This is a genomic window from Amycolatopsis sp. CA-211722, assembly GCF_056828465.1.
The window spans coordinates 3258754-3284964 of sequence record NZ_CP184752.1; the positions used below are offsets into that span (position 1 = coordinate 3258754).

A 26211-nucleotide genomic window follows, 5' to 3' on the forward strand; every position below is an offset into this window, starting at 1 on the left:
CCTGTTCGCGTGACCCGGACTGTTCCCGCCGACGCCAACGGCGACGTTTCGGCGAGCCGCCCGCAGCATCGGCTGTCGCTGCGGAAGTCGCTCGCCCGCTTGTCCGTCCGGCCGAGATCGATCCTGATCCTGTCGGTGATCCCGCTGGTCGCGATCGGTTTCGGGATCTGGGGCTGGCAGCACGAATGGGTGCTGGGCGTGGACAGCGCGGTGTACCGCGCCGGCGCCGAGACACTGCTCAACGGTGATCCGCTGTACGACGCGAACACCCTTCCGGTGGAGCCGTGGTGGGCGCTGCTGCCGTTCACCTACCCGCCGACCGCCGCGTTGCTGTTCATCCCGCTCGCGATCGTCCCGACGCAGGTGGCCTGGGGGCTCCTGACCGCGGTCTCGCTGCTCGCGCTGGCGCTCTGCGTCCGGATCGCCATCGGCGCCCTGCCGAAGCCCTCGACCGACGGCCCCCGCTGGTGGGCCTCGCCCGCCCGGTCCACGATCGCGTTCTTCCTCGTCTTCCTCGGCCTCGAGCCGGTGTGGCGCACGATCTTCCTCGGCCAGATCAACATCATCCTGATGGCGCTGGTGATGCTCGACATCCTGGTCATCGGGGCGAGGGGCAGCCGCTGGGGCGGCGTGCTCGTCGGCGTCGCGGCCGCGGTGAAGCTCACCCCGATCGTCTTCCTGGGGCATCTGTTCATCACCGGCCGCCGGATGGACGCCGTCCGCGGGCTCGTCACCTTCGTCGTGATGCAGGGCCTGATGTTCCTGATCATCCCGCACGACGCGGCCCGCTACTGGACCTACACGCTGCCCGACACCGGCCGTATCGGCCCGGTGCACTGGGCGGGCAACCAGTCGCTGAACGCGCTGATGAACCGCTTCACCGAGCTCGCGCCCTGGGCGTCGAAGGCGGCGATGGGGATCGGCGCGCTGCTCGCGATCCCGGCGATCTGGCTGGTGCTGCGCTTCCACCGCAAGGGCCAGGCGCTCGCCGCGATGCTGGTCACGGCGTTCTGGATCCTGCTGATCTCGCCGATCTCCTGGACCCATCACTGGGTGTGGGTGGCGCCGCTGGTCGTCCTGCTGGTCTCGCGGCTGCCGAAGACCACGCCCGCCACCGCGTGGAAACGCTGGCTCGGCACGTTCGCGGTGTTCTTCGTCTTCATCAGCTGTGTGCTGCTGATCCTGCCGAACGGCCGCAATGTCGAGCTGCACTGGAAGGTGTGGCAGAACATCCTCGGCAGCGCGTACATCTTCATGCCGTTGGTGCTGGCGCTCGCGCTCGCCGGACGCTGGTGGTACCTGCGCCGGAAGCAGGGCACGGGGGACACCGAAAAGCATGCTGAAGTCACGTCCGGCGGCTGAGGCCCGGCTCGTCGGGATCACGCTGGCGGGTGTGCTCGCGCTGGCGATGCTCACGCTGGGTGTCGTCGCTTGGCTCGGTGAATGGCACCTCGGCGCGGACAGCGCCGTCTACCGGGCCGGTGCCCTCACCCTGCTGAAGGGTGAACCGCTCTACACCCGCGAGGCGCTGACGACGTTGCCGCCGTGGGTGCTGCTGCCGTTCACCTACACCCCGGCCGCGGCGCCGCTGTTCCTGCCGCTGGCGATCGTGCCGGCCGGGCTGACCTGGGGCGTCGTCGGTGCTCTGTCGCTGGTCTGCCTCAGCGTCGTGATCTCCGTGGTCGCCCGTGCCTGCGGCGCCCCGCTCACCCGATGGTGGGTGCTGCCGCTGGCCACGGCGGGCGCGCTGGCGCTGGAACCGGTCTGGAAGACGATCTTCCTCGGGCAGATCAACCTCATCCTGATGGCGCTGATCGTCGTCGACGTCCTGGTGCTTTCGGCGCGCGGTTCGCGCTGGGCCGGGGTGCTGATCGGGATCTCGGCCGCGATCAAGCTGACGCCGCTGATCTTCGTGCCGCATCTGCTCTTCACCGGACGCTGGAAGGACGCGCTGCGGGCACTCGGCACGTTCGTGGCGCTCGAAGCCGTGATGTTCGCGGTGATCCCCGGAGACGCCGTCCGGTTCTGGACCGAGTCGGCGACCGATCCCAGCCGGGTCGGCTCCGTGCACTGGATCTTCAACCAGTCACTCAACGGACTGGTGAACCGCGCCTCGGAACTCGCGTCGTGGTCACTGGCGGTGGCCATCGCGATCGCCGCCGTCCTGGCCGTTCCCGCCGTCTGGCTGGTCGTGCGCCTGCACCGCCGCGGCGACCCGGTCGGCGCGCTGCTGGTGACCGCGTTCTACGGGCTGCTGCTCTCGCCGGTGTCGTGGTCACACCACTGGGTGTGGACGGTGCCGCTGCTCGTCCTGCTCGTCGTCCGCCGATCGTGGCTTCCGGCCGCGGCCGTCGCGGCGCTGTTCGCGAGCGGCTTGATCATGTTCGTGCCCAACGGCGGGGAGACCGAGTTCGGCTGGGGGCTGGGCTGGTCGCTGCTCGGCAACGTCTACGTCCTCACCGCTGCGATCGCCATCACAGGCCTGGCCGTGCGGGAGCTGCGACGCGGGTCCGCCCAGGTCGTGGCGGTGGCGGCCAAGTAATCTCTGCGTCGCAGTGTTGAATGTGGCCTCAGCGGAAAAGAGAACTTCGGCCAGTGGACAAACGAACCGGTCTTCCGATCGTGGGCATGGTGGGCGGCGGACAGCTGGCCAGGATGACCCACCAGGCGGCGATCTCTCTCGGCCAGTCCCTGCGTGTGCTGGCCGCCGGGGAGAACGAATCCGCCGGCCTCGTCGCGGGCGAGGTCGTGCACGGGCACCACACCGACCTCGAAGCGCTGCGCTCGTTCGCCGCCGGGGTCGACGTGCTGACGTTCGACCACGAACACGTTCCCGGCGAGCACCTGCTGACGCTCGCGATGGAAGGCGTCACCATCCGGCCGGATCCGGCCGCGTTGTCGATGGCGCAGAACAAGCTCGTCATGCGCGAGATGATGGCCGGGCTCGAGATCCCCGGCCCCGCCTTCGCCGAAGTGTCCTCTGTGGACGACGTGATCACGTTCGGCGACAAGCACTCCTGGCCGGTGGTGCTCAAGGCGGCACAGGGCGGCTACGACGGCCGCGGTGTCTGGATGCTCGACACCGCGCAGCACGCCCGCGAGACCGTCCCCGAACTGCTCGACGCCGGAACCCCCTTGCTGGTCGAGGAAAAGGTCGTCATGCGGCGCGAACTGTCCGCGCTCGTGGCCCGGTCGCCGTTCGGGCAGGGCGCGGCGTGGCCGGTGGTGGAGACCGTGCAGTCCGGCGGGATCAACACCGAGGTGCTCGCCCCGGCCCCCGGCCTGAGCCTCGAGCGCACGCAGCAGGCGCAGGATCTGGCGCTGCGGATCGCCGCGACGCTGAACGTGACCGGCCTGCTCGCCGTCGAGCTGTTCGAGACCGACGAAGGCCTGCTGGTCAACGAACTCGCCATGCGCCCGCACAACTCGGGCCATTGGACCCAGGACGGCTCGAAGACCTCGCAGTTCGAGCAGCACCTGCGTGCCGTGCTCGACTACCCGCTCGGCGTGACCGACCTGATCGCCCCCGCCTGCGTGATGGCGAACGTCCTCGGCGCGCCCGAGGCGCCGGAGATGGGGCCGGACGAGCGGCTGCACCACCTGTTCGCGCGGTATCCGGACATCCGCGTCCACCTGTACGGCAAGGGCGAGCGGCCCGGTCGCAAACTCGGCCACGTCAACCTCGTCGGCGACGACATGGAAGAGCTGCGCGACCGCGCGCTGCTTGCCGCGCACTGGCTTTCCCACGCCGTCTGGCTCGACGGCTACGAGATCCACTAGGAGTAGGAAATGGCGCCGCAGGTTGGCCTGATCATGGGCAGCGATTCGGATTGGCCGACGATGGAAGCGGCCGGGCAGGCGCTGGCCGAGTTCGGCGTCGAATACGAGGTCGGGGTCTACTCGGCGCACCGCACTCCGCAGCGGATGCTCGACTACGCGACTTCGGCCGCTTCGCGCGGTGTGCGCGTGATCATCGCGGGCGCCGGCGGCGCCGCGCACTTGCCGGGAATGGTCGCTTCGGCGACGGTGCTGCCGGTGATCGGTGTGCCGGTCCCGCTGAAGTACCTCGACGGCATGGACTCGCTGCTTTCGATCGTGCAGATGCCCGCCGGTGTCCCGGTCGCGACGGTCTCCGTCGGCGGGGCGCGCAACGCGGGACTGCTCGCGGTGCGCATCCTCGCCGCGTCCGATGAGGAGCTTCAGGCGAAAATGGCGCGGTTCCAGGCGGATCTGGAACAGCTGGTGCTCGACAAGGACGCCGCACTGCGTAAACGCGTCGAAGGCTGAATCTGCTTTTCGTCCTCTCGTGGGCTTTCCCGCACACTTGCGCTCGAAGATCGTCACGGTAAGGTGCGATCCGGGCACTATCGGTCTAATGGCCGTAGTGGGGGAGGGAGCGTAATGCCATACGTCGTGATGTGTGCGTGAACGCGCCACGAGATCTGCGAGCGATGCGCGCGCAAGCCGGTGAGCTGGATGCCCGCCTGGCCGCCGCCAGGCACACCAGCCAGTCCATCGATCGCCGATTCCGCACTCGACGGAGCACATATACGAAATCTCGGGATCAGCCGAGTTCGGGGATGGATGACCAGAAGCAGTGGAAGATTGAGCCTGATGCCGTTCCCGAGTGAAGGTGAAAAGCGAACACCTGCTCGCGTCGCCGGCATTCTCGCGGGATTACTATTCGTCGCGGGTTGTGGGATCGCGAAGCCGAAGCCGATCCTGAGCGGGCCACCGGCGGCCGCGCAAGCCGGACCTGTGATCCCGATCACTCCGGTTGAAAAGCCTCTTCGTAGTGCCGACTTTTCTCGGTTCCCGTGTGGGATATTGCAGCCCGAGCAGGTTGCCGCGTTCATCATCGACCCGCCGGAGAAGGTGGCCAAAGGCGGTGGCAAGGACGGTATGCTCGGATGCACGTGGAGCGCTCCGAACAGTCCGAGTCTAGGGATCTATCACGCCATAGTGAAGCCGAACAATCTGGCTGAACTGGTTGAGGTCAAGAACGAGAATCCGCAACATTATCCAGGCTGGCGCGAGTTGTCCATCGGTGGAATACCCGTGGTCGAGTACGCGCCGCGATACATTCCGGGGGCTTGTGATCTGTACTTGGGTATCAGCGACACGGAAATGATGCTTGTCGAGTATGTCGTGAACGGCCCGAGTGGTTCTCAGTACTGGGGAAACGATTCGTGCGCCGGGGCGCATAAGGCCGCGGAGTTCATGATCGGCAACCTCCGCGGCCGCTGATACGCGTTTCGTCCTCTGGATGCGGCGGTTCGATGGCGAACTATCGCATCCAGAGGACGAAACGCGCGGGGTTCAGTCGGTGAGCTGCTTGCGCAGTTCCCGTTTGAGCACCTTCCCGGCCGCCGAGACCGGGATCTGGTCGACGAAGTGGATCGCCCGCAGCCGTTTGTATGGCAGGACGCGCGCGCCGACGGCTTCCAGGAGTTGATCGGCCGTGACGTTCTCGTCGCTGCGCACCACGAACGCGACCGGCAGTTCGCCGACCTCGGTGTCCGGTTTGCCGACGACGGCCGCCGCCGCGACGCCGGGCAGGGTGATCAGCAGCTCTTCGAGCTCGCGCGGGAAGACGTTGTATCCCTTGTACAGCAGCATGTCCTTCTTGCGGTCCACAATGGACAAGTAGCCGTCTTCGTCGAGGATGCCGATGTCGCCGGTGTGCAGCCAGCCGTCGACGAGCGCGGCCGCGTTCTCCTCCGGGCGGTCGCGATAGCCGATCATCACCTGGGGGCCGCGCAGGCAGACCTCGCCGCTTTCCCCGGCGGGCAATGGATCTTCGCCGCCCTCGGCCGGGACGATCTTGACCTCGGTGTCGGGAAGAGGTAAGCCGACCGAACCCACCTTCCGGGTGGCCGAGCGATACGACGGCGCGATGACGGCGCCCATGGTGACCTCGGTGAGGCCGTACCCCTCGGTGATGATCACGCCGGGAAAGCGTTTCTGCAGGGCGCGGATCATCTCGTGGTTCATCGGCGCCGCGCCGGACCCGATGGTCAGTACCGAAGACAGATCCGCTGTGTGAAACTCGGGGCAGGCGAGCAAGGCGGCGAACAACGCCGGTGCCCCGCCGATCGTGGTGACCCGCAGCAGTTCGGCGTCGGCCACGTACGCGGCCGGGTCGAAGCGGTCGTGCAGGACGACGGTGCCGCCGTCGAGCAGCGGGACGTTGAGCGCGGCGATGGTGCCCATGGCGTGGAACCACGGCGTCAGATTGAGGGCGACGCCGGTGCCGATCCGGGACGGCCATTCCTCCGGGCCGCCGAGCTGCTCGACGATCACCTCTCCCGACGCGTCGACTGCGGGGACCGCGCCCAGCCGCCAGCAGGAGCTCTGCAGGCTGTTGACCACGACGTTCCGGTGTGGCAGGCACACGCCCTTCGAGCGTCCGGTGGTGCCGCCGGTGTACGCCAGATGGGCGAGATCGCGGTAGATGTCGATATCGACGTCCGGCCGCTCGTCGGAGTGAGCGGAGGAGAACTCGGTGAACTCGACCTCGCCTGGTGCCAAGGCCTCGGGCGGGTGAACCACGATGCTCAGCCGGACCGGCGTCCGGTCACGGACCGAAGCGAGGACGCGGGCGACCGGGCCGACGGTGACAGCGGCGACCGCACCGGCGTCGGTCAGTTGGAACGCGAGGTCGTCGGGCGGGAGCAGCGGGTTCGCCGGGCTGAAGGTGGCCCCGGCGAGCAGTGTCCCGTAGTACGCGACCGGGTACGCCAGGCAGTTCGGCAAGTGGAGCGCGACGACGTCGCCGCTGCCGATGCCCTCGGCGCGCAGGGCGTTCGCGAAGCGGCAGGCCGCGCTGTACGTCTCGGCGAAGGTGAGGCTCTTGTCTCCGTGGGCGAAGGCCGTGCGGGCGCCCCAGCGAGCGGCGGCGCCTGCCAGCACCGAGCCGACCGGGACCTCGGGGTAGTCGAGCGACCGGGGGAACGGGGTGAGCTCCATCACTCGAACGTACGGACTTTGCGGTCAAAGACACAAGCGCTCGCGATGTCGCACAATGTGAACGAGCGCTAACATCGGTCAAACTCCCAAACGCGGTTAGAAGAGGTGACGAAGGTGTCTGACGGCCCGGGTCTGTACCAGCTTGCCGAAGAGCACGAGGAGCTGCGGGCCGCGGTGCGTGCCCTCGCGGAGAAGGAGATCGAGCCCTACGCGGCCGAGGTCGACGAGGACGAGCGTTACCCGATCGAGGCGTACAACGCGCTGGTCAAGTCGGGTTTCAACGCCGTGCACATCGACGAGGCCTACGACGGCCAGGGCGCCGACGCCATCGCCGCCTGCATCGTGATCGAAGAGGTCGCGCGGGTCGACGCGTCGGCGTCGCTCATCCCGGCGGTGAACAAGCTGGGCACGGTGCCGATCATCCTTTCGGCGTCGGAAGACCTCAAGAAGCTGGTGCTGCCGTCCATCGCCTCCGGTGAGGCCTCGGCGTCCTACGCGCTTTCGGAGCGCGAAGCCGGCTCGGACACCGCCTCGATGCGCACCCGCGCGAAGCTCGACGGCGACCACTGGGTGCTCAACGGCACCAAGTGCTGGATCACCAACGCGGGTGAATCGTCCTGGTACACCGTGATGGCGGTGACCGACCCCGAGGCCGAGAAGAAGGCCAACGGCATCTCCGCGTTCGTCGTGCACAAGGACGACCCCGGCTTCGTCGTCGGCTCGAAGGAGCGGAAGCTCGGCATCAAGGGCTCGCCGACCCGCGAGATCCACTTCGAGAACGCCACCATCCCGGCCGACCGCATCATCGGCGAGCCCGGCACCGGTCTGAAGACCGCGCTGCGCACCCTCGACCACACCCGCCCGACCATCGGCGCGCAGGCGCTGGGCATCGCGCAGGGCGCGCTCGACGCGTCGATCGCGTACGTCAAGGAGCGCAAGCAGTTCGGCAAGTCGATCTCGGAGTTCCAGGGCGTCCAGTTCATGCTGGCCGACATGGGCATCAAGATCGAGGCCGCCCGGAACCTGGTCTACGCCTCCGCCGCGGCGACCGAGCGCGGCGACAAGCGCGGCGGCTACATGGCCGCGGCCGCGAAGGCGTACGCGTCGGACATCGCGATGCAGGTGACCACCGATGCGGTGCAGCTCTTCGGTGGCGCCGGCTACACGCGCGACTTCCCGGTGGAGCGCATGATGCGCGACGCGAAGATCACCCAGATCTACGAAGGCACCAACCAGATCCAGCGCATGGTCATGGCGCGCGCCCTGCTCAAGGGCTGATTTGATCTTGATCCGGTAGTTCGGGCGGCTCTGGCTGCTCATGATCAGGCCGCCTCCAGGCCGTCATGGACACCAGGCCGCCCGAACACCGCGTCGATGGCCTGCCGAGCCCGCTCGTGGCTCGATGGGACAAGGTGCGTGTACGTCCGCAGGGTGAACCCGGCGTCGGAGTGCCCGAGGTACTCGGCGAGTTCCTTGATCGACACGGCGCGAGACAGCAGCGTCGAGGCGAAGAAGTGCCGCAGCGCGTGCATGCCGTCCGCCCGGCCCCGGTAGGCGATCTCAGCCGCCCTGAACGCGCCCTGCCACACGACCTTGGTGAACAGGTCTCCGGTGTAGAGCCTCCCGTTCTCGCCCGTCATCAGAAGCCGGACCGTCACAGGTTCGCCGTCTGGCTTCCGCCATGGAAGCTTGACCGCGACGGACGGGAAACGGTCCTCGTGGTCGTCGATCTCGGCGAGCATGGCGGGGGAGAGCGGTACGGTCCGCGTCTTCCCGCCCTTGGGTGGCGCGAACATCATCACGCCCTTGACGGTCTTGATCTGCCTCTGAACGTGCACGACCATCGTGTCCCGGTCGATGTCGTCCGGGGAGAACCCGAGGATTTCCCCTTGCCGCAGGCCCAGACCGGAGCCCAGCGGGACGGCGATTCGGAACCGTTCGGCGAGCCCTTTCCGTACCTTGTGCACTCGCTCTTCCGGCCACACGACCACCGGCGGGCTTTCCCCGACAGGTCGGCGAACCGTCTTGGCATGACAGGGGTTCTCTCGAATCAGCCTGTCGTCCACCGCTGAGTCCAGTACGCCAGCAACGATGGTGAACAGGACAACCTGATAGTTCGTGGACAGCCCCCGCTCGTCCATGTCGCCCACCCAGTCACGGATGGTGGACGGCTTGATCTGGCCGAACTTCAGGTGCCCGAAGGTCGGGTAGATCTGACTTTCCAGGCGGCTACGCAGAATCTCACGGGTGGCCGGGTCAGGCGAGGTGGCTTTAAGCCAGTTCTCCCCCTGCTTACGAAAGACCTTCAAAGACGCCCGCGGATCGATGTACTTATCTTCGCGCTTGTCGGCCTCCACGCCGATGAGGAAGTTCTCGGCGCGCTTCTTTTGCTTGTCCGGAAAGGACTTCGAGCGCTCTTCGTTGTCGGGGTCGAGGTAGCGGACCTTGTACCGCATGCCGATGCCGTACAGCTCGGTCTTTTCGAGCACGGGCTTGCCCCGCCCGTTGAGGATGACCTTCCCGGTCTCCTCGTCACGGGCGGGGCGATACCAGCGATCTTGAATGTGTCCCATCAGGCCGCCGCCTCGTCTGTGCTCCAGGCACGGACCTTGGTCGGGTCATATCGGAGGTGACGGCCGATCTTGCGGACTGGCGGGCCTTCACCGAGCCATTTCCACTGGTAGAGCGTCTTGACCGGTACCCCGAGGTAGGCCGAGACGTCTTCGACCGACCAGAGCCGGTCCACCTTGCTCACGTTGTCCATGTCGTCCCCCTCAGGCTGCTAGTGGAGTTGCCGAAAGATCCTGTGCGGCTAGTAGCGCTCTGTCGTACTCGGCCTTCCACGTGATGCGTTCTGAAATCGCGTGCATTACCAAGTGGTCCCGAGGTGGCACGGACGGGTCGCCGGAGTCGACCTTGCGCCAGACGAGCCGAGCCGGGTCGGGTGCTGGTTTCTCGATCCCGACTGCCGCCAGCGCCTCCAGGACGAACGCCTTCCGGTCCGCCTTGTGGTCGACGAGCGTCTTCCCCGACCACTTCCGCGACACCAGCACCCGCCGCCCAGGCAGGCCGAGCGTGGTCCGCCGATGAGCACGCCCCTTGCAGTGCCCCGGCGTGGTCTTTCCGTTGGCGCCCTTGGGGTTGATGCCGTACAGCAACCAGACCGCGCAGCGAGGCGAGCACGGTGTCACCGACAGCTCAGCGTGCAACCGGTCGTGGTGATCCCTCTGTCGGACCGTGTCGGCTTCGACCACCTCACCGGTGGACTTGGTAAGGTACTTCGTGAGGTAGCCGATGTGCCGTCCGGCTTCTTCCGATCCGCCGAGGATGCCTTTGGAGTGCACCTGTCGGCCGAAGGTGACCACGTGTGCCGGGTCTTCCACGGCTTCCACCGCGTCGTCCCACGAGGTGAGCGGTTCGCGGGTGTCGGGGTCGACGAACACCCGGCGGTCGCCGTCCCACAGCGGCATCCGGTCGACGTAGACGACCTGGTCGTGCGCAGGCCACCAGACCTGGTGATAGGTCGCTTCGGTGACTTGGCGGATCACGTCATGCGGGACCGATCCCCGAATGGCCGCGTGTAGGTGCGGAGCCGCCCGCCGTTGCGGTTCAACGGTGGCGAAGTACTGCGCGTCCCACCCGACTACGCGCCGCAGGTTCTGCCACCACCTGTCCACCAGCGCGGAGAAGTGCACCGCGTCCCGAGCCGCCCGCCGGTAGTCATACGTCGACGGGTCGACCGGGGCACCATCCGAGCGAACGGGGCCGTAGGTGTCGCAGGTGAGCGTGACGAACATCGACGGCCGGAACCGTCCCGCGTACTCCCGGCCCACGGTGGTCTTGGCGACCTTGCGTCGAGGCAGGTTCGGCGCGTCCTGCCGCCGCTTGGTGGACCGCTTGACCGCCTTCTTCGTGGGCAGGTCGATCGAGGGGAGACGGCCCCGCATCCCGAGTTGCCGAAGTTCCTCATCGACTCCCTGGATCTCCTCCCGCAGCTCGTCGGCTTCGGCATGGTCCGTCTCTTGCCGGTAAGCGGCGACGAGGTCAGCCCGGAACGCCAGAAGCTCTGTCTGGACCTCGGAGGGTGGCTCTGGGGTGAAGTCGGGTTCGGTGTCGATGTGCCAGCCCTCGCGGCACTGGACCTGTCGCAGCGCCTTCGCTTTCCGGGCACAGGGCAGGCAGACCGATTCGACGGTCGAGCCACACGGGACGGGGACGTAGCGGAGTTCGCCGGTGTCGGTGTCGCCGACTTCCATCGTGAACGGCCGGACACAGACCCCGTGCTTCTCAGCGGTCGCCTTCACCACGTCCGACGCCAGGGGCTCACGCATCCGAGCGGCCCGAGTTTTGGCCGGCATAGTCACCGCGGATTCCTCGGTGCTCATCAGGCGGCCACCTCCCCAGGCGTGTTCCACTGCCGCAGCACGAACACCGGCATCTCCTGCCGCATCCCCGCAGGCAGGTCCGGGAATGTGGCCTCGTCGAACCAGACGCCGCCGTAGACCACGACGGGGATGCCGCAGAGAGTCCGGCCGCTGAGTTCCAGGTGCACCGACCCGCCACCGTCAGGACGCCACAGCGAGGCCGTCACGTCGTCGAGCGAGGCAGCCCAGGTGAGCAGCCCACGGGCTACGTCCTCCAGGCGGTCGGAGTCGAGTTGCACCGTGATCGGATCAGGACCCACCCCCACCCGAACCGAAGCGGCCGGGGGAAGCGCGAATGAGTCCAGGTGGTCGCGGATCGCGTCGAGGAAGACCATTAGCCGGTTCATGCCGCCCTCCCCTCGGAGAGTCCAACCACGTGAGCGCCACAGTTGGTCACGTAGTTCTCCAGGGCCTTGATCTCCTCGTCGGCGACCCATCCGGCCCGGACGCGCAGGGGTTCGCGGACGCCTTCGCCCCAGACGTAGCCGACACCAGCTTCGGAATCGCCGATCCGGTTCGCCCACGCGCCGCGTTCGTACGCGCCGTCGCCGAGCACCATTCCGACGTGGGTCTTGGAGGTCACCCGCAGACACACGCGGCGCGGGAACAGCTCACGAACCGGGACGGTGTCCTTCGTGGGTTCCTGGACGTAGCCGCGCACCGTGATCCCCAAGGCCCGGCCCTGCGTGGTGAGGAGCGCGACCTTTTCCACGATCGCGTCGCGGGTCTTGCGGTCGGTGTACTTGGTCAGCGCGCCGATCTCGTCGAACTCCAGAACCTCTAGCGGATGCTCGACGCTGATCGGGATCATGCGCACGCGTCCGGCGAACTCGTGCTTGCGCGCTTCCATCTCCTCAAGCAGGCCGTCGAGGAGTTCGAGCGCCTGCTTACCGGTCACCGCGTACCGAGCGAAGATCCCGCGCCCATATGCGAGTTCCATCCCTTTGGGATCGATGCCGGACACCCGGACCACACCGGACCGGATCGCGGGCGCGGCCGACACCAGTGGGCACCACATCACCGAGTTCTTGCCCGATCCGGTCGCGCCAGCGGTCAGGCAGTGCGCACCCGAGCCGACCAGCGGAACCCGCCAGTCCGAGCCGTACTCCGTGGTCCCGGACCACACATGCCGCAGATCCACGCCGAGCCCATCGGGTGCCACCAGGTCAGGAACGGGCAGGGAGGTCACCGCGGATTTGAGTAGGTCACGGCGCTGGAAGTCGATGGAGACCACGTTGGGCTCCAGTTCCCGGACCTGGCACCGCTTGACCTTGCGTGCCACCGCCAGCGCCCGCGCGGCCTCGTCGAAGTCCTCGGGCTTCTGCCCCGGAACGAGCTGCACTCGCACCTCATCCCACGACGGCCCCGATCGAACCTTCAGCACCTTCGGCACCTGCACGGCCCGTGACGCCGAAGCGGCCTTGCGGGACAGCAAACGTCGACGGCCGACCAGGTTCACCGTCACTTCCACGGGCAGCGTCTCGTCCCGGATGCTCAGCCCGCAGGCGTGCAGCCAGGCCGGGAGCTTGCGCGCGTAGACCGCCCAGCGCATCCACCAGGACCGGAGGAACCGGCCGCAGTAGTGGTCATAGGACACCACGCGAGCAGCCGCCACGACGCCAGCACGGCGACGACCGAGGCTGCCACGATCGCCAGGGACAGCCACCCGAGGTACTGCGACCACGCCATGATCGCCACCACTGTGAGACTGGTCCGCCAGCGCGTGACGACTTGCTTTGCCAGCCACAGCAACGATTTGAGCAGCCACCACAGGGAGATGAAGACCAGCGCGGCCGCCGCCAGGACTTCCAGGATCGTGGCGAGCGCGCGACCGATCTTGTGCAGCAGCCACACTGCCACGCCGAGCACTCCGCCGCCGATGAGAAGGACACTGATCCCGTTCGTGTTCATCGACGACCACCGCCGGTCAGGTCCAGCGGCAGCATTCCTTGACAGGGAGAGCATTCCGTCTCGCCGGGAAGCAGCTTCGCGAACCGCTTACAGACTGTGCAGCGCGTTCGGGTGACCCCGTCTAGCGGTCGCTTGTTGCCATCGTTTAGCGTTGTCATTGTTCACTTCCAGAGGTTGTGGACAGCGCAGGAGCGGCAAGGTTGGTAGCCGGATTCCGCTTCTGCGCCTTACAGGACAAGAAAAGCGTTTGAGGACGTGTTTGTACGCCGCACGTCCCCACGTGCGTTTTTCGCTCTGTCATTCAGTTTTCAGCTGGCTTGCGACTTCTCCTTCTGGATCTGCGCGGCCACCTCCTTGGCCTTCCGCTCCTCATAGCCCACCCAGTACTTGAGTTCGTGGTGGTGCCAGCGGTCCACATCGGACGCTGCCTGATACGCGCGGGCGTTGGCCTGATGGAACTTCAACCACGTCTCCAGGTTCGCCCCAGACTTCGGCCTGCGAGCCGTGGCGAGAGCGTGCGCTTCTTGGAGGGTCTGTGGCTCATTCCGGCTGGGCATCAGGTACCGCCTTGTGCTTGTCGAGGAACACGGCCAGTTCGTCCGCGCTGTCGCGGATTTGGCGAAGGAGCCGGACGAATTCCGGCCACACGGCCGGGTCGGACGGCGGCAGGATCGCCAGGCTGTCCGGATCCAGATAGATCACCAGAGCCGGGTTCGCCGAACCATTGCCCTGCATGCCCGCGACCGCCTGCGGCCCTGGCTTCCACATCGCGTTGAACGCCACGGACCTGCCCTTCCTCGCTGTAAGCGCGCATCTCCCACGACCGCGCGTTCTCTTCGAAACCTTCTGCGGCAGCTGTCACGGCCGCGAGCACCCACCACGGCAACTGGCTCTCGGCGGCCAGGTCTCGCCAGGACGCCGCCACCGCCACCGAGGCGACGGCCAGGTCATGAGCCGCCAAAGCATCAGCGCCGGATGCCGCCCTTGCCGTCAGCGCGCTGTAGTGGCTGTAAGCCACCTCCCACGCCTGGACCAGGTGCGGAGGAACCACGGCCACACGGTGGCTCCTCGGCACCCCGCCCGGCATCACGCAGCCTTGGGCGTCGACTCAGCAGCGCCCGAGGTCCGCGACGACTTCGACGCCCCACCCGACGCCGCAGCCTTGAAGCCGGTCGCGCGGAACGTGTACGACTGGTACTTGAACTCGCCCTGACCAGCCACCTTCGGCTCAGCCGTCAGTCCCTCCAGTTCGATCGGCCGCATCCCCGGCAGCACCTCCGACGTGGTCGGCACCGGCTGCACATCGGCCAGCAACGTGATCTCGAACGACGCGCGCTTCGCCTTGACCTCGTCCGGGTCGGTCACCGTGACCTTCCACTGGCGCTTGCCTGTCACCTCGTCGACCCGCTGACGGGCCGGACGACCCGACGACCGGTCCTCTCGCGACTGGTACTCGTTGTCCGGCGACACCTCACCGACCATGACCAAGCCCTGGCCGAACGCCTCGTCGAATTCGATGGGGAACCGGAAACCCTTGTAGATAGCCATTTGTTGCTCCTAGGTTCGTGTGATCAGTCGTTCTTGCGCGTGACGGTTTCGTCGGCAGCGTCGGACCAGTGATCGGTGAAGGAAGAGGAATGCGAGCGCGTGCGGTGCTGGGTTTCGCACCACTCGCTGAACTCGCTGGCAGCGGCCGCGAGACTCTGCGCGAACCGTGCGGTGTCCATCAGGCCGCCGATACGGGCGGGCACCTGGACGATGAAGGAGGTCTCTTCACTTCCGGCGACGAGCTGACGAACGCCAGGAGAGGGTGAAACCACCGCCGCGCCGTAGCCGACGAGGGGCTGAATCACCACGTGAATGCCCATGTGTGCTCTCCCGATGTCTCGATCTCGGCGAGCCCGGTCGGGCGCGCTGGACACAGGAGACACCCAGTGAGGAGCCTCACCCCGGACAAACTGTCCGGGTAGGGACTAGCGGGGGAGAGGAACGGCCTCGTTCACCGCGGAAAGCACCGCTGACCAGGGCAGCTCACGGCCCGGAGCGCTCCGCGGTTCATGCAGCAGCCACACGTCGTCCCCGTACACGAGACGCACACCAGCACGCCGCAACGCGTCGATGTGGGTTTCCCAAGACGGGTGACGAGCGTGCGCGGCGTTCACGCGCGGGAAGACGACGACCGGCAGATTCAGGGTTCCGATCGCCTCGTTGACCTGCGTGAGGGCTTGATTGTCGGCGATGCCCATCGCGAGCTTGGCGACCATGTTCGCCGAGGCGGGCGCGACCAGGTAGCAGTCCGGGGCCGGATGCGGGCTGGTTTCGGCCGGCGAGCGCGGCTCGACCCGGACCGGGAACCCGGTGGCCTCCTCGATCTCGGCGCGGCCGCCGTTCTCGTCCAGCCAGCGCCCCGCAGTCGGGGTCAGGGTCACCGCGACTGTCCAGCCGTCCTCTTGGAGGGGCCGGATCACGCGCGGAAGAAGGTCTTCAACACCACCAGCACCTGAGCCCACCAGGCCCAGAACACGCGACGCCACCCGACCTACCTCACCGCGCCGCAGCGCTCAGCCAACGCCAACAAGGGCGAGGACTTCTTACCAGCCGTCGCCGGGGCACGGCGATACATCGACCGCACGACCTCCCGCACCGCCGTACTGTGCCGCACGATCCCCGGAGCCTTCTGCTCAGCCGCCAGCAGCGCCGACAACGCCTCGTCATCCTTCGCGACCAGGCTCAACGCCCGCGCGAAGTCGATCAGGTGCGTGACCTGACGCTCTACCGGCAGGTGGTCGACGCTGATCCTCGGGGCCGACTCGATCACCTGCGAAATGTCGCCCAAGTCCAGGGCCGCAGACAGGCGGTGAAGCTCGACGTTGGCCGGTCCGAACCCGGTCTGCCAGTGGTTCGCGTCAGTGCCGAGCTGATCAGCCGCCCGTCCCGCGTGAGACAGCAACTCGTTCGCCGTCGACCGGTCCTGTTGCCGAGCAGCGGCGACGGCCGTCCGAAGGTAGAGCATCCCGTAGAGGCTCAGCGCGGCCGGATCACCATCGCGCATCCTCGGGACCAGCCATTTCGCTGCGACGTCGCCCAGCTCAAGCGCGTCGTCGAACCGGCCGACGGCCAGGAGCGCGTGAGTGCCGGAACGGGCAGCGGAGGCCAGGACCAGCGGGTCGTCTGCCTCGTCGGCTGCCTGCATGGCGCGTTCCGCTGCGATCCACGCGAGGTCGGCCTCACCGATCTTGCTCAGCGTGGTCGCGGCCAGGTGGTGAACCCTCGCGGACACCGCTGCACAGGCTCGCCGGTAGGCCGCGTCATCGGCCGAGGCGGACTCCATGCCCTGACTGGTCTTGATCAGCCCCGGCAGAGCCGCGACAACACGGCCGAGGTCGCCCTTCTGGTAGCTGGACCAGGCACCCTCCACCAGCTGAGCCACCGGGGCCGGGTCGATGTACTCCGGCGACATGGCTGAGGAGAACAGGGTGCGGGACAGCCGCCGGGGAGCCATGAGCGCGTCGCGGATGGCCGGGACGTCGTCGTTCTTGTCCTCGTCCTCCATGAGCACGGGTTCGCCTAGGAGGTCTCCCAGCGTCACCCGCAGGCCCCGCGCGACGTCGGCTAGCACGTCTAGGCGTCGGATCTCGCGTTCGCCGCGCTCGATCTTGCTGAGCCAGTCCTCAGTCCGGCCCACCAGGTCAGCAAGAACCGCCTGCGACAGACCACGCCGCCGCCGGTAGAAGGCAATACGCTCCCCGATGCTGAGCTGATCACCCGCGCCACGCATGCACCCAGGCTAACAGCGACTGCGTGTAACCCGCACTCTACTCAAGTCATCACCAGTACCCGGCATAAATGCTTTGAGTATTAAGATGTTGTCCCGGCAGAATCAATAAGTCTTTCGGCATATGCCATAGCTGCAACCTTGACCCAACTCGCCGTGACGACGAGCATCCAGAACCCAAGAAAGCAGATTGCAACAGCGAAGCAGCCAATGATTGCACCCAAAGAAAAATTCAAAACTTGCGCAAAAGTCAGTGCTCCGAGGGTGACATTTACCATTGCGGCTAGTCCGCAAACGGTTATGGCCAGTCGCTTCAAGCCGTAGCAGTTTCGCCGAAATCCGTAATTGCAATTTTCCAAAAAGACTAGAGGGTACTTCTTCGCGTCGTAGGTTGAGGTGCGCATTACGCTAATTGCGGCCTCGTACTTCGCGTCGGCATTTTCAGGATTAGCTATCTCCTGATCTTTGGTCGGCAATGACACGCCGGTCTTGCTGCGCAAATTGGCGTGCCGCTTTTCGAGAAGAATTGGATTGTTGCTGTCCTCTCGATGTCGAAGCAGTAAAGTGGTTGGACTTCCTCCCCATTTCAACCAAAGTTCTTCTTGCTTGCCGCGTCCGAGATCGCGCCCCAATTGATCTATAAAAAATGCCAATATGCCTAGGATTGGAAAGCTTGCAAGTGCTCGCCAGTCAATGGACATGGGTGCTAGTGCCACGACACTGCATGCGGCCGGAAGCGCTGTCAAGACTACGGGTAGTATCCGTGCTCTAACGCCATATGACATCATTTATTCTCCCCGTGGCGCAAGGTTCTACTAGTCGATCACAAGGATGCGCTCATCTTTTGAGTTGTAAACCCAGATGTCACCGTCATGCCAGATTTTCATTCTAATTGTTCCGTGGTATCGCGTCGAAAATACGCTTGCCCCAAGCTTGCTGTACTCGTTCGATGCGTCCGTGTTGGGCTTCTTCCCTACGGAGCATACGACTACAGTAGGATTCATTGCGGACACAGCTTCTTTGTGAAATCCGCTGTTGCGGCCATGATGTGCCGCCTTCAGTATGTCGCACTTCAAGTAGTCGGAATCGTAGTTTTCCAGAATATTCTTCCATGCAGAACTTTCTGCGTCGCCAGGTAGAATAATTGACCTACCTGCGTATGAAATCTTAAAAACATACGAACAGTTGTTGTAGTCGTTGCGTCTATTACATTCTTCAATTATCTCGCTCGTCGGGGAAAGGATGTCGATGTCATCGTCGCTCCAATATTTGGACTCGGCGCCCCGAAGCTTTTTGAGAACCTTGAGCGATGGATTGGCTACATCGTCGTCGGGGCCAATCCCTTCTCGCATCAAGCTGTACGCAGACCAATCGATGTGCTCGAATCTAGAGTGGTCGAAATCTTCCTTCTTGAAGGTTCTATTATGAGCTGTATCCCAGAAGTTGACGAGTGGTATCTTCTCCGCCCAAAAGAAGTTGGCTATTCCGTTCATGTGATCCATGTCGGGGTGCGTCTGGACGTATCTAAACACTGTGCGTCCGGCGAACTTTTCGTTAAAATATTCAGCGGGGTCGACCAGCATTGATTCGTAGTACTGCTCCCAAGTTCTAGCTTTGGTCACGTAGCCAGTTTTGAACTGGTATCTGCTTAGATTGAGTTGCTCTGCAAGAGCGTCAATGTCCTCGTCTGGCAGTGATTTTGAGTTGTTTATATCGATCATCATGATTCGCCCGGATGGGAATTCAATCATTGTGCAGTCGCCATGGCCAACGTTGAGAAAATGAATAGTCAGTGCCATTTTGAGTGGTATCCAATGCGTAGAGGGGTAGATTTCGGTCACTGCGAACACCAGCGACTGCCGAATTTGGCTCTATGGGATCAAGGGCGCGCCGCCGCCGGGCGGCGCGCCGGGCGCGTAGGTAGCCCCTCGCCTGGGCGGCCGCGCCGGTTCCCGACACGGCGGGCTGCCGCTCCGCTCCGCCCGCCGGCCGGGCGACGCGGCCGCCAGCGGGTCACCTTGCGCAGCGCCACCCAGCGGCAGCGCACAAGTCCCCATAGCCAACGTCGGCCCTCCTCAACGAACGTCGTGACATACCGGTCGTCGATGTATCGCCACCTGTTACGCCGAGTCGGGGGTTCCCCTTCACCCCGATGCCTGATCGTGACAACGGCCGGAAACACCGCGTCAAGGCTGGAAAGCGTGCCTTGACCCGATGTCACCGGCCGCGTGCTGGCTTCGTATCGGAATGAAGGGGAGGTGTGGGCAGGGTTTCGCCAGGCCGTCTACAGGCCGTCAGACGCCGGGTAGGGCCAAGATCCGCCGAGAACTGTCGAGAGGCGTTTGAGCAGCTCAGAGGCCGTTTTCAAGCAAGATCGCCAGGAAGGCCGAAACCGACCGAGAGATCACCCAGATCTACGAAGGCACCAACCAGATCCAGCGCATGGTCATGGCACGCGCCCTGCTCAAGGGCTGATCTTCTAAGTACGTGAAGGCTCCCTTCATTGCGTTAGGCGCAATGAAGGGAGCCTTCACGTACTTACGGCTCGTGTGATGGATCAGCCGAACGAACCGTCGCCGCGGTCCGCGAAAGCGGTGCAGCCGTCGTGCTCGAAACGAACAATTCCATCGAAGATGGAGTGTGCGTTCGTGCAGGCGCCGTAGTCCTGGCCGAGTCGTCCGTGCAGGGCGACCCAGAACACGCATCCACCGCATTGCTCGTCGTGCGCTTCTCGGTTGAGGCGCTCGCGCCAGCGCGCGTGGCAGGCGCGGTTGAAGTTCTCGTCGTCGCCCGACCAGGGCGGATTCATGGCGGGCACGGCGTCAGGTTAGAGACGCCCGTGGAGGTACGCGATCGATTAACCCTCGGTGAGATGCTTCACGGAAGTACGGCGATCATGGACAACCGGTGTCACTCTCGAAAGATGTTCTGGTTCGCACCGGTGTCGTGGACACCGCACGACGAGGCCGAGCTGATCGCCGGCTGGCGGTTGTGGCTCGAACTCGGGGATCGCACGTGGCCGACGGCCGCGTGGGACGGGACGGCGGCCGACGTCGTCCGGCCGCTGCGGGAGCTGGTCGCGGCCTGCGACGAGATCGAGACGGGCTACCGCGAGGCCGTCGACGAGCCGTCGGAGGGGTTCATCCGGATCATCCAGTTCCTCGTGTGGACCGTCAGCACGGTGATCGAGCTGTGGGCCGACGACGAGGTCCCGCTCGACGCCGAGCGGATAGCGTTGCTGCACGCCGATCTGGCCGGGTTCGCGGAGCAGGCCGAGCGGGTGCTCGAGGTGCTGGCCGTCAGCGGTGGCTGGACGGGTCTGGCCGCAGAGCATCGGCGGTCGGGTCGCTGAGCGATTCCGGTTTCTCGACCCGGGCGAATTGCGAACCCGCCAGGTACTCGATCAGCGGACGGTCCAGCGAGAGCAGGGTCACCGGGGTCCCGAACGGGTCTTCGACAGGCGCGATTTCGTACCCCAGCTCGATGAGGGACTCGTCCTCCTCGTCGGACTCGACGTCGTGACGCGTGACCCCGTTGTCGACGGACCACCTGCCATCGAGGGTGCGATGGAACTTCACGACCAGTGCGCCCGGAGTCGCCCAGGTGAAGCGTGACACCGAGAATCCGGTGCTCCAGCTCTTCCAGTAGAACCATCCGGAGCCGTCGCGGCGGAACGCCAGATCGACGTATTCGACGCTGCCCGGCTGCAGGATTTCATCCGACCACAGGCCGGTCAGCCGTTCGTCCGTCACGGACGCGAGTCTGCCAGACAGGATTCCTGTCGGGTACCTGTCGATCACGCTCCGGAGGTGCCATCGGAGGCGTCCGGTGCCCTACCGTGATCCGGGTAAGTTGAATATTCACCGACCAGAAAGCTGATACCCGATGTTCGCTCGTTTCAAGGATGTCGCCCTCCTGCTCGGCCGGATCGGTGTCGGTGTGGTCTTCCTCGCACACGGCCTGCAGAAGTGGGAAAACGGGATCGACGGCACCGCGAAGTTCTTCGAGCAGACCGGAATCCCGCTGCCGACGCTCGCGGCGATCTTCGCGATCGCGGTGGAGATCGTGGGCGCGATCTTGTTCATCGTCGGTTTCCTGACGCCGCTGGTGGGCCTCGGCTTCGTCGTGGTCTCCGTCGGTGCCCTGCTCTCGGTCCACCTCGACAACGGCCTCACCGGCCAGGGCGGTTACGAACTCGTCCTCGTCCTGGCGGTCGCCGGGCTCGCGCTCGGCTTCAACGCCGGCAAGCTGTCGCTCGACCACGCGCTCTTCGGGCGCAAGCGTGAGGCGAAGCAGCTCCAGGACGCCTGACCTCGGATGCGATGAAGGACCCTTTCCTTGCGAAATTTGCCAGGAAAGGGTCCTTCATCGCACTTCAGGAGGCGAGATCCGCCGTCGTCCGTTCGGCTTCGCGCCGGGAGGCGAGTTTGGCCGGATTTGCGTCGGTGACCTGGACCAGATGCGCACCCGCCGCCAACGGCGTCAGGAACCCCGCGAGGATCCCTTCCTCGCCCGCCCACTCCACAGTGGACAGAACGCGATCCTCGGCGGTCAGGCCCGCCGAAGAAGCGCGAGAGCGGGCTTCGGCGAGCACTTCGTCCACAGTGGACGAGCCAAGGGCCGGGGTGTCGCCGGGCACAGGGAACAGCGGGCTGAACTGGTCACCCGAAAGCCGGGCTTCGGTCAGGTAGTCCAGCGCCCCGTCCGGCACGGAGCCGGCGGGCAGCCCGAGGCCCATCGGGTGCAACGAGACGACGGCAGTGGCGGCCGCGTCGGACGCGCCGCCCGGTGCGACGAACGCCACCCGCGCGCCCGCGGTCTCCGTCACCACCCTGGCGCCGCACCACCACGCGCCCAGCAGGACACCGGCGGTCTGCCAATGCGACGGCAGCACCACGGCGACCTCGTCACCGGGTTCGACGTCGAATTCGTCGACCAGCCAGTTCGCCGTCTTGGCCGCCCAGTTCACCGTGGTCGCCACGGACAGTTCGACCCGGCTGCCCTGCTTGTCGTCGTAATGCGTGATCAGCGGTTTCGCGGGCGACCCGAGCACGGGCCGCAGCAGCAGTTCGGTGAGGCTCACGCCCACGACGTTAGTTCACGCAGGGAACGCTCGACGCGGCGAGCACTCCGGCCGCGCCGGGAGCGCCGCCACCGCCGCCCCGGCCGGCCAAGCCGGAGATGAAGGTCCGCACGGCGGCGGGGTCGATCTCGACGATGCTCTGGTCGTCCGCGCTCCGGCCGTTGATGTTCACCACCGGGATGGTCGTGAAGGTCAGATCGCCCGACGCGATCCCCTTCGCCTGCTGCGCGAACTCCAGCAGGTCCAGCCCTTCGTCCAGGACGATCGACCGGCGCACGACGTCCATCAGGCCCGCCATCGTCGACGGGCTGGTGAGCGTCCCCGCCGAAAGCACCTGGTTCAGCGCCGAGGACAGGAACGTCTGCTGCCGCACGATGCGGTCCAGGTCACCACGCGGCAGATTCTTCCGCTGACGCACGAAGGAAAGCGCCTCGCCGCCCGACACGGTCTGTTCACCGCGCCGGAAGTTCGCGCCCGAGTCCTTGTCCTCGGTGGAGTGATTCAGGCAGACCTTGACGCCGCCCAGCGCCTCGGTCAGGAGGTAGAACCCGAGCAGGTTGACCTCGGCGTAGTGGTCGACGCGGATCTGCGTCAGCTCCTGAACGGTCTGGACCAGTGCTTTGCGGCCTTCCTGGTCGGAATCACGTTCGAGTTTCGCCTGATCGGTTTCCCTCTTGTGGGCGTTCACGTAGTTGGTCTTCGCGACGCCGTACGCCGAATTGATCTTGTTCGGGCCGCGGCCGGGGATGTCGGTCCAGGTGTCGCGCGGGATCGAGACGCCGGACGGTTTCGAGCCGTTCTTCGGGACGCGCAGGATGATGATGGTGTCGGTGTTGACACCGGCCTTCTCCTCGGTGCGCAGCTGCTTGAGCACACGCGGTGGCAGCGGGTTGCCCTGCGCGTCGGTCCGCGCGTCGCTGCCGACCAGGAGGATGTCGGTCGCGCCGTCGTCGGCGGGCGGCGCGGCGGGGTCGTCGGGCTTGCTCAGGGCGTTCGTCGTGGGGACGTTGTCCTGCAGCTGGTCCTTGGTGACGTACGCGTAGCCCGTCGTACCGAGGGCGAGCAGGGACACGAGGCCGACCGCGATCCGCCGGGTGATCCGGCCGGCGCGGCGCAGCGGGCGCTCGGGCACGTCGAGCACACCCGAGATCGGCTCGTCCTCCTCCTCGGCCGGGGTCGACGGCTGGGGGAGGGGCGGATTCCGCGGGTACGGCGTCGGGACGAGCTTTTCGTCACTCTCGGTGTCCGATTCGGCGTCCTCTTCGGACTTCGGTTCCTCGTCGCTCATCCCTGATCACCTCCCCTGGCGCGGCAGCTGTTCGATAGTAGGAGAAGGCTAAGCCACCGTGAGGGCGGCCACGCTGAGTACCCGGAATTAATTGACGCAGGGCACATTGCCCGCGACGATCGGCTTCGTGGTGGGCGCCGCCGGAGCGCTGGCGGGCGGCTGGGCCGGTTTCGAGGGCTCCGACGTCTTCGCCGGGGGCGTGGCCGGGCCGGTGGACGCGCCCTTGAAGTCCTTGCCGAGCAGCACCCGCACCTTGCCGGGCGCGACGTCCCGATCCGCCTCGGCCTGCACCGCGGTGCCGAAGACCTGTTCGATCAGGGCCAGCGCGGCGTCGTCACCCGGGGCGTGCCGGATGACCGTCGAGTTCCGGGTGCTGAGCTTGGTCTCGGCCGCGAGTTTGAAACCCTTGCCCTGCAACTGGTTCCGGGTCTCGGTGGCCACCGTGGGCGAACCGGTGCCGTCGAAGAGTTCGACGGTCACGGCTTCCGCGCCCGGCAGGGTGGCCGGGGTCTCGGACGGCGCCGTCTCCCCGTCGGCGGTCAGGCGGGCGACCTCGGCCTGCACCTGCGCCGGGTCGACGCGGAGCACCGCGGCGCCGCCGATGATCGCGTCGCCCTGGGTGGGGATCGTGTGGAATTCGACGTTTCCGCTGGTCAGGCCGCGCATCTGGGCGGCGAACTCCGGCAGATCCCAGCCGGCCGACAGGACGACCGACTTCTTCACGGCCTCGATCAGGTCCGCGATCTTCGCCGGGTTGATCAGGACGTCCGACGAGAGCACCTTGTTCGCCAGGCCGGACAGGAAGGCCTGCTGCCGGGCGATCCGATCGAGGTCGCCGTTCTGCAGGTCGTAGCGCTGGCGGACGAACGCGAGCGCCTGGACGCCCTCGACGGTCGACTTCCCGGCAGGCAGATCCACGCCGGACTTCTTCTCCTTGACCGCGTTGTTGAGACAGACCTCGACGCCGCCGATCGCCTTGGTGATCTCGTAGAAGCTCGACAGGTTCACCTCGGCGTACCGGTCGATCATCTTCGGCTTGCCGATGAACTTCTCCAGCGTCGCGATCAGGTTCTTGCGGCCGGCGTCCTTGGCCTTGGCGTCGACGTCCTTGAGGTCGGTGTTGCCCTGCTGCTGCAGCGTCTTCGACGTGTCGTTGTAGGCGTACACGTACGCGCTGTTGAGCCTGTGCTTGCCGAAACCCCCGGCGATCTCGACCCACGAGTCACGGGGGAAGGAGATCGCGACCGCTTTCTTGCCGTTCTGGGGGATGTGCACCAGGATCATCGTGTCGGTCTGGCGCTCGCCGTCGGAAATACCGGCGTGCAGCATGTCGAGGACCTCGCGCGGCAGCGGGTTGCCCTGCGCGTCGGTGCGGCTGTCCTGGCCGACGAGCAGGATGTCGATCGCGCCGTCCAGCGGTTTCGCCGGCGGGTGGCCGTTGTCCCCGAAGATGTTCGTGGTCGCGAAGCCCTGGGTCGGGTCGCCGATGAACTGCCAGCCCCACCAGGTCAGCGCCAGGATCGTGATCGAGACCAGGCTGAACACGACCTTCACGCCACGGCGGGCGATCACCACGACGCCGCCGCCACGGCGCGCCGGAATGGGTGGCCCGGGCCACTCGGTCACGTGCGGTCCTCCACGAATCTCCCCAGGGCACACGCGTGCCTCGTCCAAGACTCTACTGAGTCTCGTGTTAGACGTCCGTAGGCTGGTGAAAGGTTGCCCCGGTCGTGACACACTCGGCCGGTCATGAAGGAGCAGAGGGAGGATCGCGGCATGCGAGTGCTGGTCACCGGTGGCGCCGGGTTCATCGGGTCGCATTACGTCCGGCAGGTGCTGACGGGTGCGTACCCGAGCTTGGCCGACGCCGAGCTGATCGTGCTCGACAAGCTGACCTACGCGGGCAACGAGGCGAACCTGGAGCTCGTCCGCGAGAATCCGCGCTACCGGTTCGAAAAGGGCGACATCTGTGACGCCGCCCTGGTCAGCGAGCTGATGCGGGGCGTCGACCTGGTCGTGCACTTCGCCGCGGAGTCCCATGTGGACCGTTCGATCGCCGGCGCGGCCGATTTCGTGCTGACGAACGTGCTCGGCACGCAGACCCTGTTGCAGGCCGCGCTGGAGGCGGGGGTCGGGAAGTTCGTCCACGTGTCCACCGACGAGGTCTACGGCTCGATCGACAAGGGGTCCTGGGACGAGGACCACGTGCTGGAGCCGAATTCGCCGTACTCGGCGTCGAAGGCGTCTTCGGATCTGCTGGCCCGTTCGTTCTTCCGCACGCACGGATTGCCCGTCTGTGTCACGAGGTGCTCGAACAACTACGGTCCGTACCAATTCCCCGAGAAGGTCATCCCGCTCTTCGTGACCAACCTGCTCGACGGCCGGAAGGTCCCGCTCTACGGCGACGGGCTCAACGTCCGTGACTGGCTGCACGTGGACGATCACTGCAACGGCATCCAGCTCGTCGCCGACGGGGGCAGGCCGGGCGAGGTCTACAACATCGGCGGCGGCACCGAACTGACCAACCGCGAGCTGACCGAGCGGCTGCTGGCCGCCGTCGGCGCCGGCTGGGACAGCGTCGAGCCGGTCGTGGACCGCAAGGGACACGACCGCCGGTACTCCGTCGACATCACCAAGATCTCGCGGGAGCTCGGGTACGCGCCCCGGAAGTCCTTTGAGGACGGTCTGGCCGAAACGGTCGCCTGGTACAGCGGGAACCGATCGTGGTGGGAACCGCTGAAGAAGCGTGCGGGGGAGTGAC

27 protein-coding genes and 1 pseudogene are annotated in these 26211 nt (G+C 66.0%); 9 read left to right on the forward strand and 19 right to left on the reverse strand.

Translation table 11 applies throughout. From position 1 onward, the window contains the following. The first annotated feature begins 9 nt into the window (after positions 1-9). The 5 genes from ACOCEP_RS16120 to ACOCEP_RS16140 all read left to right on the forward strand — a co-directional run bounded on the left by ACOCEP_RS16120 (position 10) and on the right by ACOCEP_RS16140 (position 5247). Positions 10-1362 carry a glycosyltransferase 87 family protein gene (locus ACOCEP_RS16120; protein ID WP_482338098.1) on the forward strand — a complete coding sequence of 451 codons (1353 nt, stop codon included), beginning with the start codon at positions 10-12 and terminating at the stop codon, positions 1360-1362. Then, a complete protein-coding gene (locus ACOCEP_RS16125) occupies positions 1337-2542 on the forward strand; it encodes a glycosyltransferase 87 family protein (protein ID WP_482338100.1) in 1206 nt (401 codons plus the stop codon). The genes ACOCEP_RS16120 and ACOCEP_RS16125 overlap by 26 nt, the downstream gene beginning before the upstream one ends. A gap of 53 nt (positions 2543-2595) precedes the next feature. After that, positions 2596-3780 (forward strand): 5-(carboxyamino)imidazole ribonucleotide synthase, encoded by a 1185-nt coding sequence (locus tag ACOCEP_RS16130; protein WP_482338101.1) that lies wholly within the window; start codon positions 2596-2598, stop codon positions 3778-3780. A 9-nt stretch (positions 3781-3789) separates the two neighbouring features. Beyond that, a complete protein-coding gene (gene purE / locus ACOCEP_RS16135) occupies positions 3790-4287 on the forward strand; it encodes a 5-(carboxyamino)imidazole ribonucleotide mutase (protein WP_192746641.1) in 498 nt (165 codons plus the stop codon). 327 nt (positions 4288-4614) lie between these two features. Beyond that, positions 4615-5247: a DUF3558 domain-containing protein gene (locus ACOCEP_RS16140; RefSeq protein ID WP_482339734.1), complete on the forward strand. Its 633-nt coding sequence runs from the start codon at positions 4615-4617 to the stop codon at positions 5245-5247. Between the two features lie 72 nt (positions 5248-5319). Here ACOCEP_RS16140 and ACOCEP_RS16145 read toward each other — a convergent pair whose 3' ends face one another. Next, complete coding sequence (locus tag ACOCEP_RS16145) at positions 5320-6969, reverse strand: class I adenylate-forming enzyme family protein (RefSeq protein WP_482338103.1); 1650 nt, start codon at positions 6967-6969, stop codon at positions 5320-5322. 105 nt (positions 6970-7074) lie between these two features. On the opposite strand from ACOCEP_RS16145, the gene ACOCEP_RS16150 reads away from it, so the two are divergent. Beyond that, positions 7075-8247 (forward strand): acyl-CoA dehydrogenase family protein, encoded by a 1173-nt coding sequence (locus ACOCEP_RS16150; RefSeq protein ID WP_482338105.1) that lies wholly within the window; start codon positions 7075-7077, stop codon positions 8245-8247. 44 nt (positions 8248-8291) lie between these two features. Here ACOCEP_RS16150 and ACOCEP_RS16155 read toward each other — a convergent pair whose 3' ends face one another. The 14 genes and pseudogenes from ACOCEP_RS16155 to ACOCEP_RS16220 form a co-directional block, all read right to left on the reverse strand. Beyond that, positions 8292-9542 (reverse strand): tyrosine-type recombinase/integrase, encoded by a 1251-nt coding sequence (locus ACOCEP_RS16155; protein ID WP_482338106.1) that lies wholly within the window; start codon positions 9540-9542, stop codon positions 8292-8294. Further along, a complete protein-coding gene (locus ACOCEP_RS16160) occupies positions 9542-9733 on the reverse strand; it encodes a helix-turn-helix transcriptional regulator (protein ID WP_044854561.1) in 192 nt (63 codons plus the stop codon). Before ACOCEP_RS16160 ends, ACOCEP_RS16155 begins: the two co-directional genes overlap by 1 nt. 10 nt (positions 9734-9743) lie before the next feature. After that, positions 9744-11354, reverse strand: coding sequence for a replication initiator (locus tag ACOCEP_RS16165; RefSeq protein WP_482338108.1), 1611 nt, complete (start codon positions 11352-11354; stop codon positions 9744-9746). Continuing rightward, positions 11354-11740, reverse strand: coding sequence for a hypothetical protein (locus ACOCEP_RS16170; RefSeq protein WP_482338110.1), 387 nt, complete (start codon positions 11738-11740; stop codon positions 11354-11356). The genes ACOCEP_RS16165 and ACOCEP_RS16170 overlap by 1 nt, the downstream gene beginning before the upstream one ends. Beyond that, positions 11737-13304, reverse strand: a pseudogene (locus ACOCEP_RS16175) (FtsK/SpoIIIE domain-containing protein). Before ACOCEP_RS16175 ends, ACOCEP_RS16170 begins: the two are co-directional and overlap by 4 nt. Positions 13305-13612: 308 nt before the next feature. Further along, positions 13613-13861, reverse strand: coding sequence for an AMED_5909 family protein (locus tag ACOCEP_RS16180; protein ID WP_482338111.1), 249 nt, complete (start codon positions 13859-13861; stop codon positions 13613-13615). Beyond that, positions 13845-14087: a hypothetical protein gene (locus tag ACOCEP_RS16185; RefSeq protein WP_482338113.1), complete on the reverse strand. Its 243-nt coding sequence runs from the start codon at positions 14085-14087 to the stop codon at positions 13845-13847. Before ACOCEP_RS16185 ends, ACOCEP_RS16180 begins: the two co-directional genes overlap by 17 nt. 303 nt (positions 14088-14390) lie before the next feature. Further along, entirely contained in the window at positions 14391-14852 is a 462-nt protein-coding gene (locus ACOCEP_RS16190) for a hypothetical protein (protein ID WP_378276362.1), read from the reverse strand. Positions 14853-14875: 23 nt separating this feature from the next. Next, entirely contained in the window at positions 14876-15172 is a 297-nt protein-coding gene (locus ACOCEP_RS16195; protein ID WP_093935085.1) for a hypothetical protein, read from the reverse strand. Between the two features lie 105 nt (positions 15173-15277). Continuing rightward, positions 15278-15838: a flavoprotein gene (locus ACOCEP_RS16200; protein ID WP_482338115.1), complete on the reverse strand. Its 561-nt coding sequence runs from the start codon at positions 15836-15838 to the stop codon at positions 15278-15280. A 5-nt stretch (positions 15839-15843) separates the two neighbouring features. Beyond that, positions 15844-17082 carry a helix-turn-helix domain-containing protein gene (locus tag ACOCEP_RS16205; RefSeq protein WP_482338117.1) on the reverse strand — a complete coding sequence of 413 codons (1239 nt, stop codon included), beginning with the start codon at positions 17080-17082 and terminating at the stop codon, positions 15844-15846. Positions 17083-17162: 80 nt separating this feature from the next. Then, positions 17163-17780, reverse strand: a complete 618-nt coding sequence (locus tag ACOCEP_RS16210) for a hypothetical protein (protein WP_482338119.1) — start codon at positions 17778-17780, stop codon at positions 17163-17165. Positions 17781-17894: 114 nt separating this feature from the next. After that, a complete protein-coding gene (locus ACOCEP_RS16215; protein WP_482338120.1) occupies positions 17895-18920 on the reverse strand; it encodes a ComEC/Rec2 family competence protein in 1026 nt (341 codons plus the stop codon). 716 nt (positions 18921-19636) lie between these two features. Next, positions 19637-19888: a DUF3027 domain-containing protein gene (locus tag ACOCEP_RS16220; RefSeq protein ID WP_482339735.1), complete on the reverse strand. Its 252-nt coding sequence runs from the start codon at positions 19886-19888 to the stop codon at positions 19637-19639. A 114-nt stretch (positions 19889-20002) separates the two neighbouring features. Between ACOCEP_RS16220 and ACOCEP_RS16225 the strand changes: the two genes are divergently transcribed. Then, entirely contained in the window at positions 20003-20431 is a 429-nt protein-coding gene (locus ACOCEP_RS16225) for a hypothetical protein (RefSeq protein WP_482338121.1), read from the forward strand. Here ACOCEP_RS16225 and ACOCEP_RS16230 read toward each other — a convergent pair. Next, complete coding sequence (locus tag ACOCEP_RS16230; RefSeq protein WP_482338123.1) at positions 20379-20831, reverse strand: hypothetical protein; 453 nt, start codon at positions 20829-20831, stop codon at positions 20379-20381. The two genes, ACOCEP_RS16225 and ACOCEP_RS16230, sit on opposite strands and share 53 nt — an antisense overlap. A 133-nt stretch (positions 20832-20964) precedes the next feature. Between ACOCEP_RS16230 and ACOCEP_RS16235 the strand changes: the two genes are divergently transcribed. Continuing rightward, on the forward strand, positions 20965-21390 hold the full coding sequence (locus tag ACOCEP_RS16235; protein WP_007031884.1) for a DoxX family protein: 426 nt from the start codon (positions 20965-20967) through the stop codon (positions 21388-21390). 64 nt (positions 21391-21454) lie between these two features. Here ACOCEP_RS16235 and ACOCEP_RS16240 read toward each other — a convergent pair whose 3' ends face one another. From ACOCEP_RS16240 to ACOCEP_RS16250, 3 genes are all read right to left on the reverse strand, one after another. Continuing rightward, positions 21455-22162 (reverse strand): TIGR03089 family protein, encoded by a 708-nt coding sequence (locus tag ACOCEP_RS16240; RefSeq protein WP_482338125.1) that lies wholly within the window; start codon positions 22160-22162, stop codon positions 21455-21457. Between the two features lie 10 nt (positions 22163-22172). Next, the gene (locus tag ACOCEP_RS16245) at positions 22173-23450 is read right to left on the reverse strand and encodes an LCP family protein (RefSeq protein WP_482338126.1); all 1278 of its coding nucleotides are present in this window, start codon (positions 23448-23450) and stop codon (positions 22173-22175) included. 87 nt (positions 23451-23537) lie between these two features. Then, positions 23538-25076: an LCP family protein gene (locus ACOCEP_RS16250; RefSeq protein WP_482338127.1), complete on the reverse strand. Its 1539-nt coding sequence runs from the start codon at positions 25074-25076 to the stop codon at positions 23538-23540. Between the two features lie 150 nt (positions 25077-25226). Here ACOCEP_RS16250 and rfbB point away from each other — a divergent pair, with 150 nt between their 5' ends. Beyond that, positions 25227-26210: a dTDP-glucose 4,6-dehydratase gene (gene rfbB, locus ACOCEP_RS16255; protein WP_482338129.1), complete on the forward strand. Its 984-nt coding sequence runs from the start codon at positions 25227-25229 to the stop codon at positions 26208-26210. Position 26211: the final 1 nt, after the last annotated feature.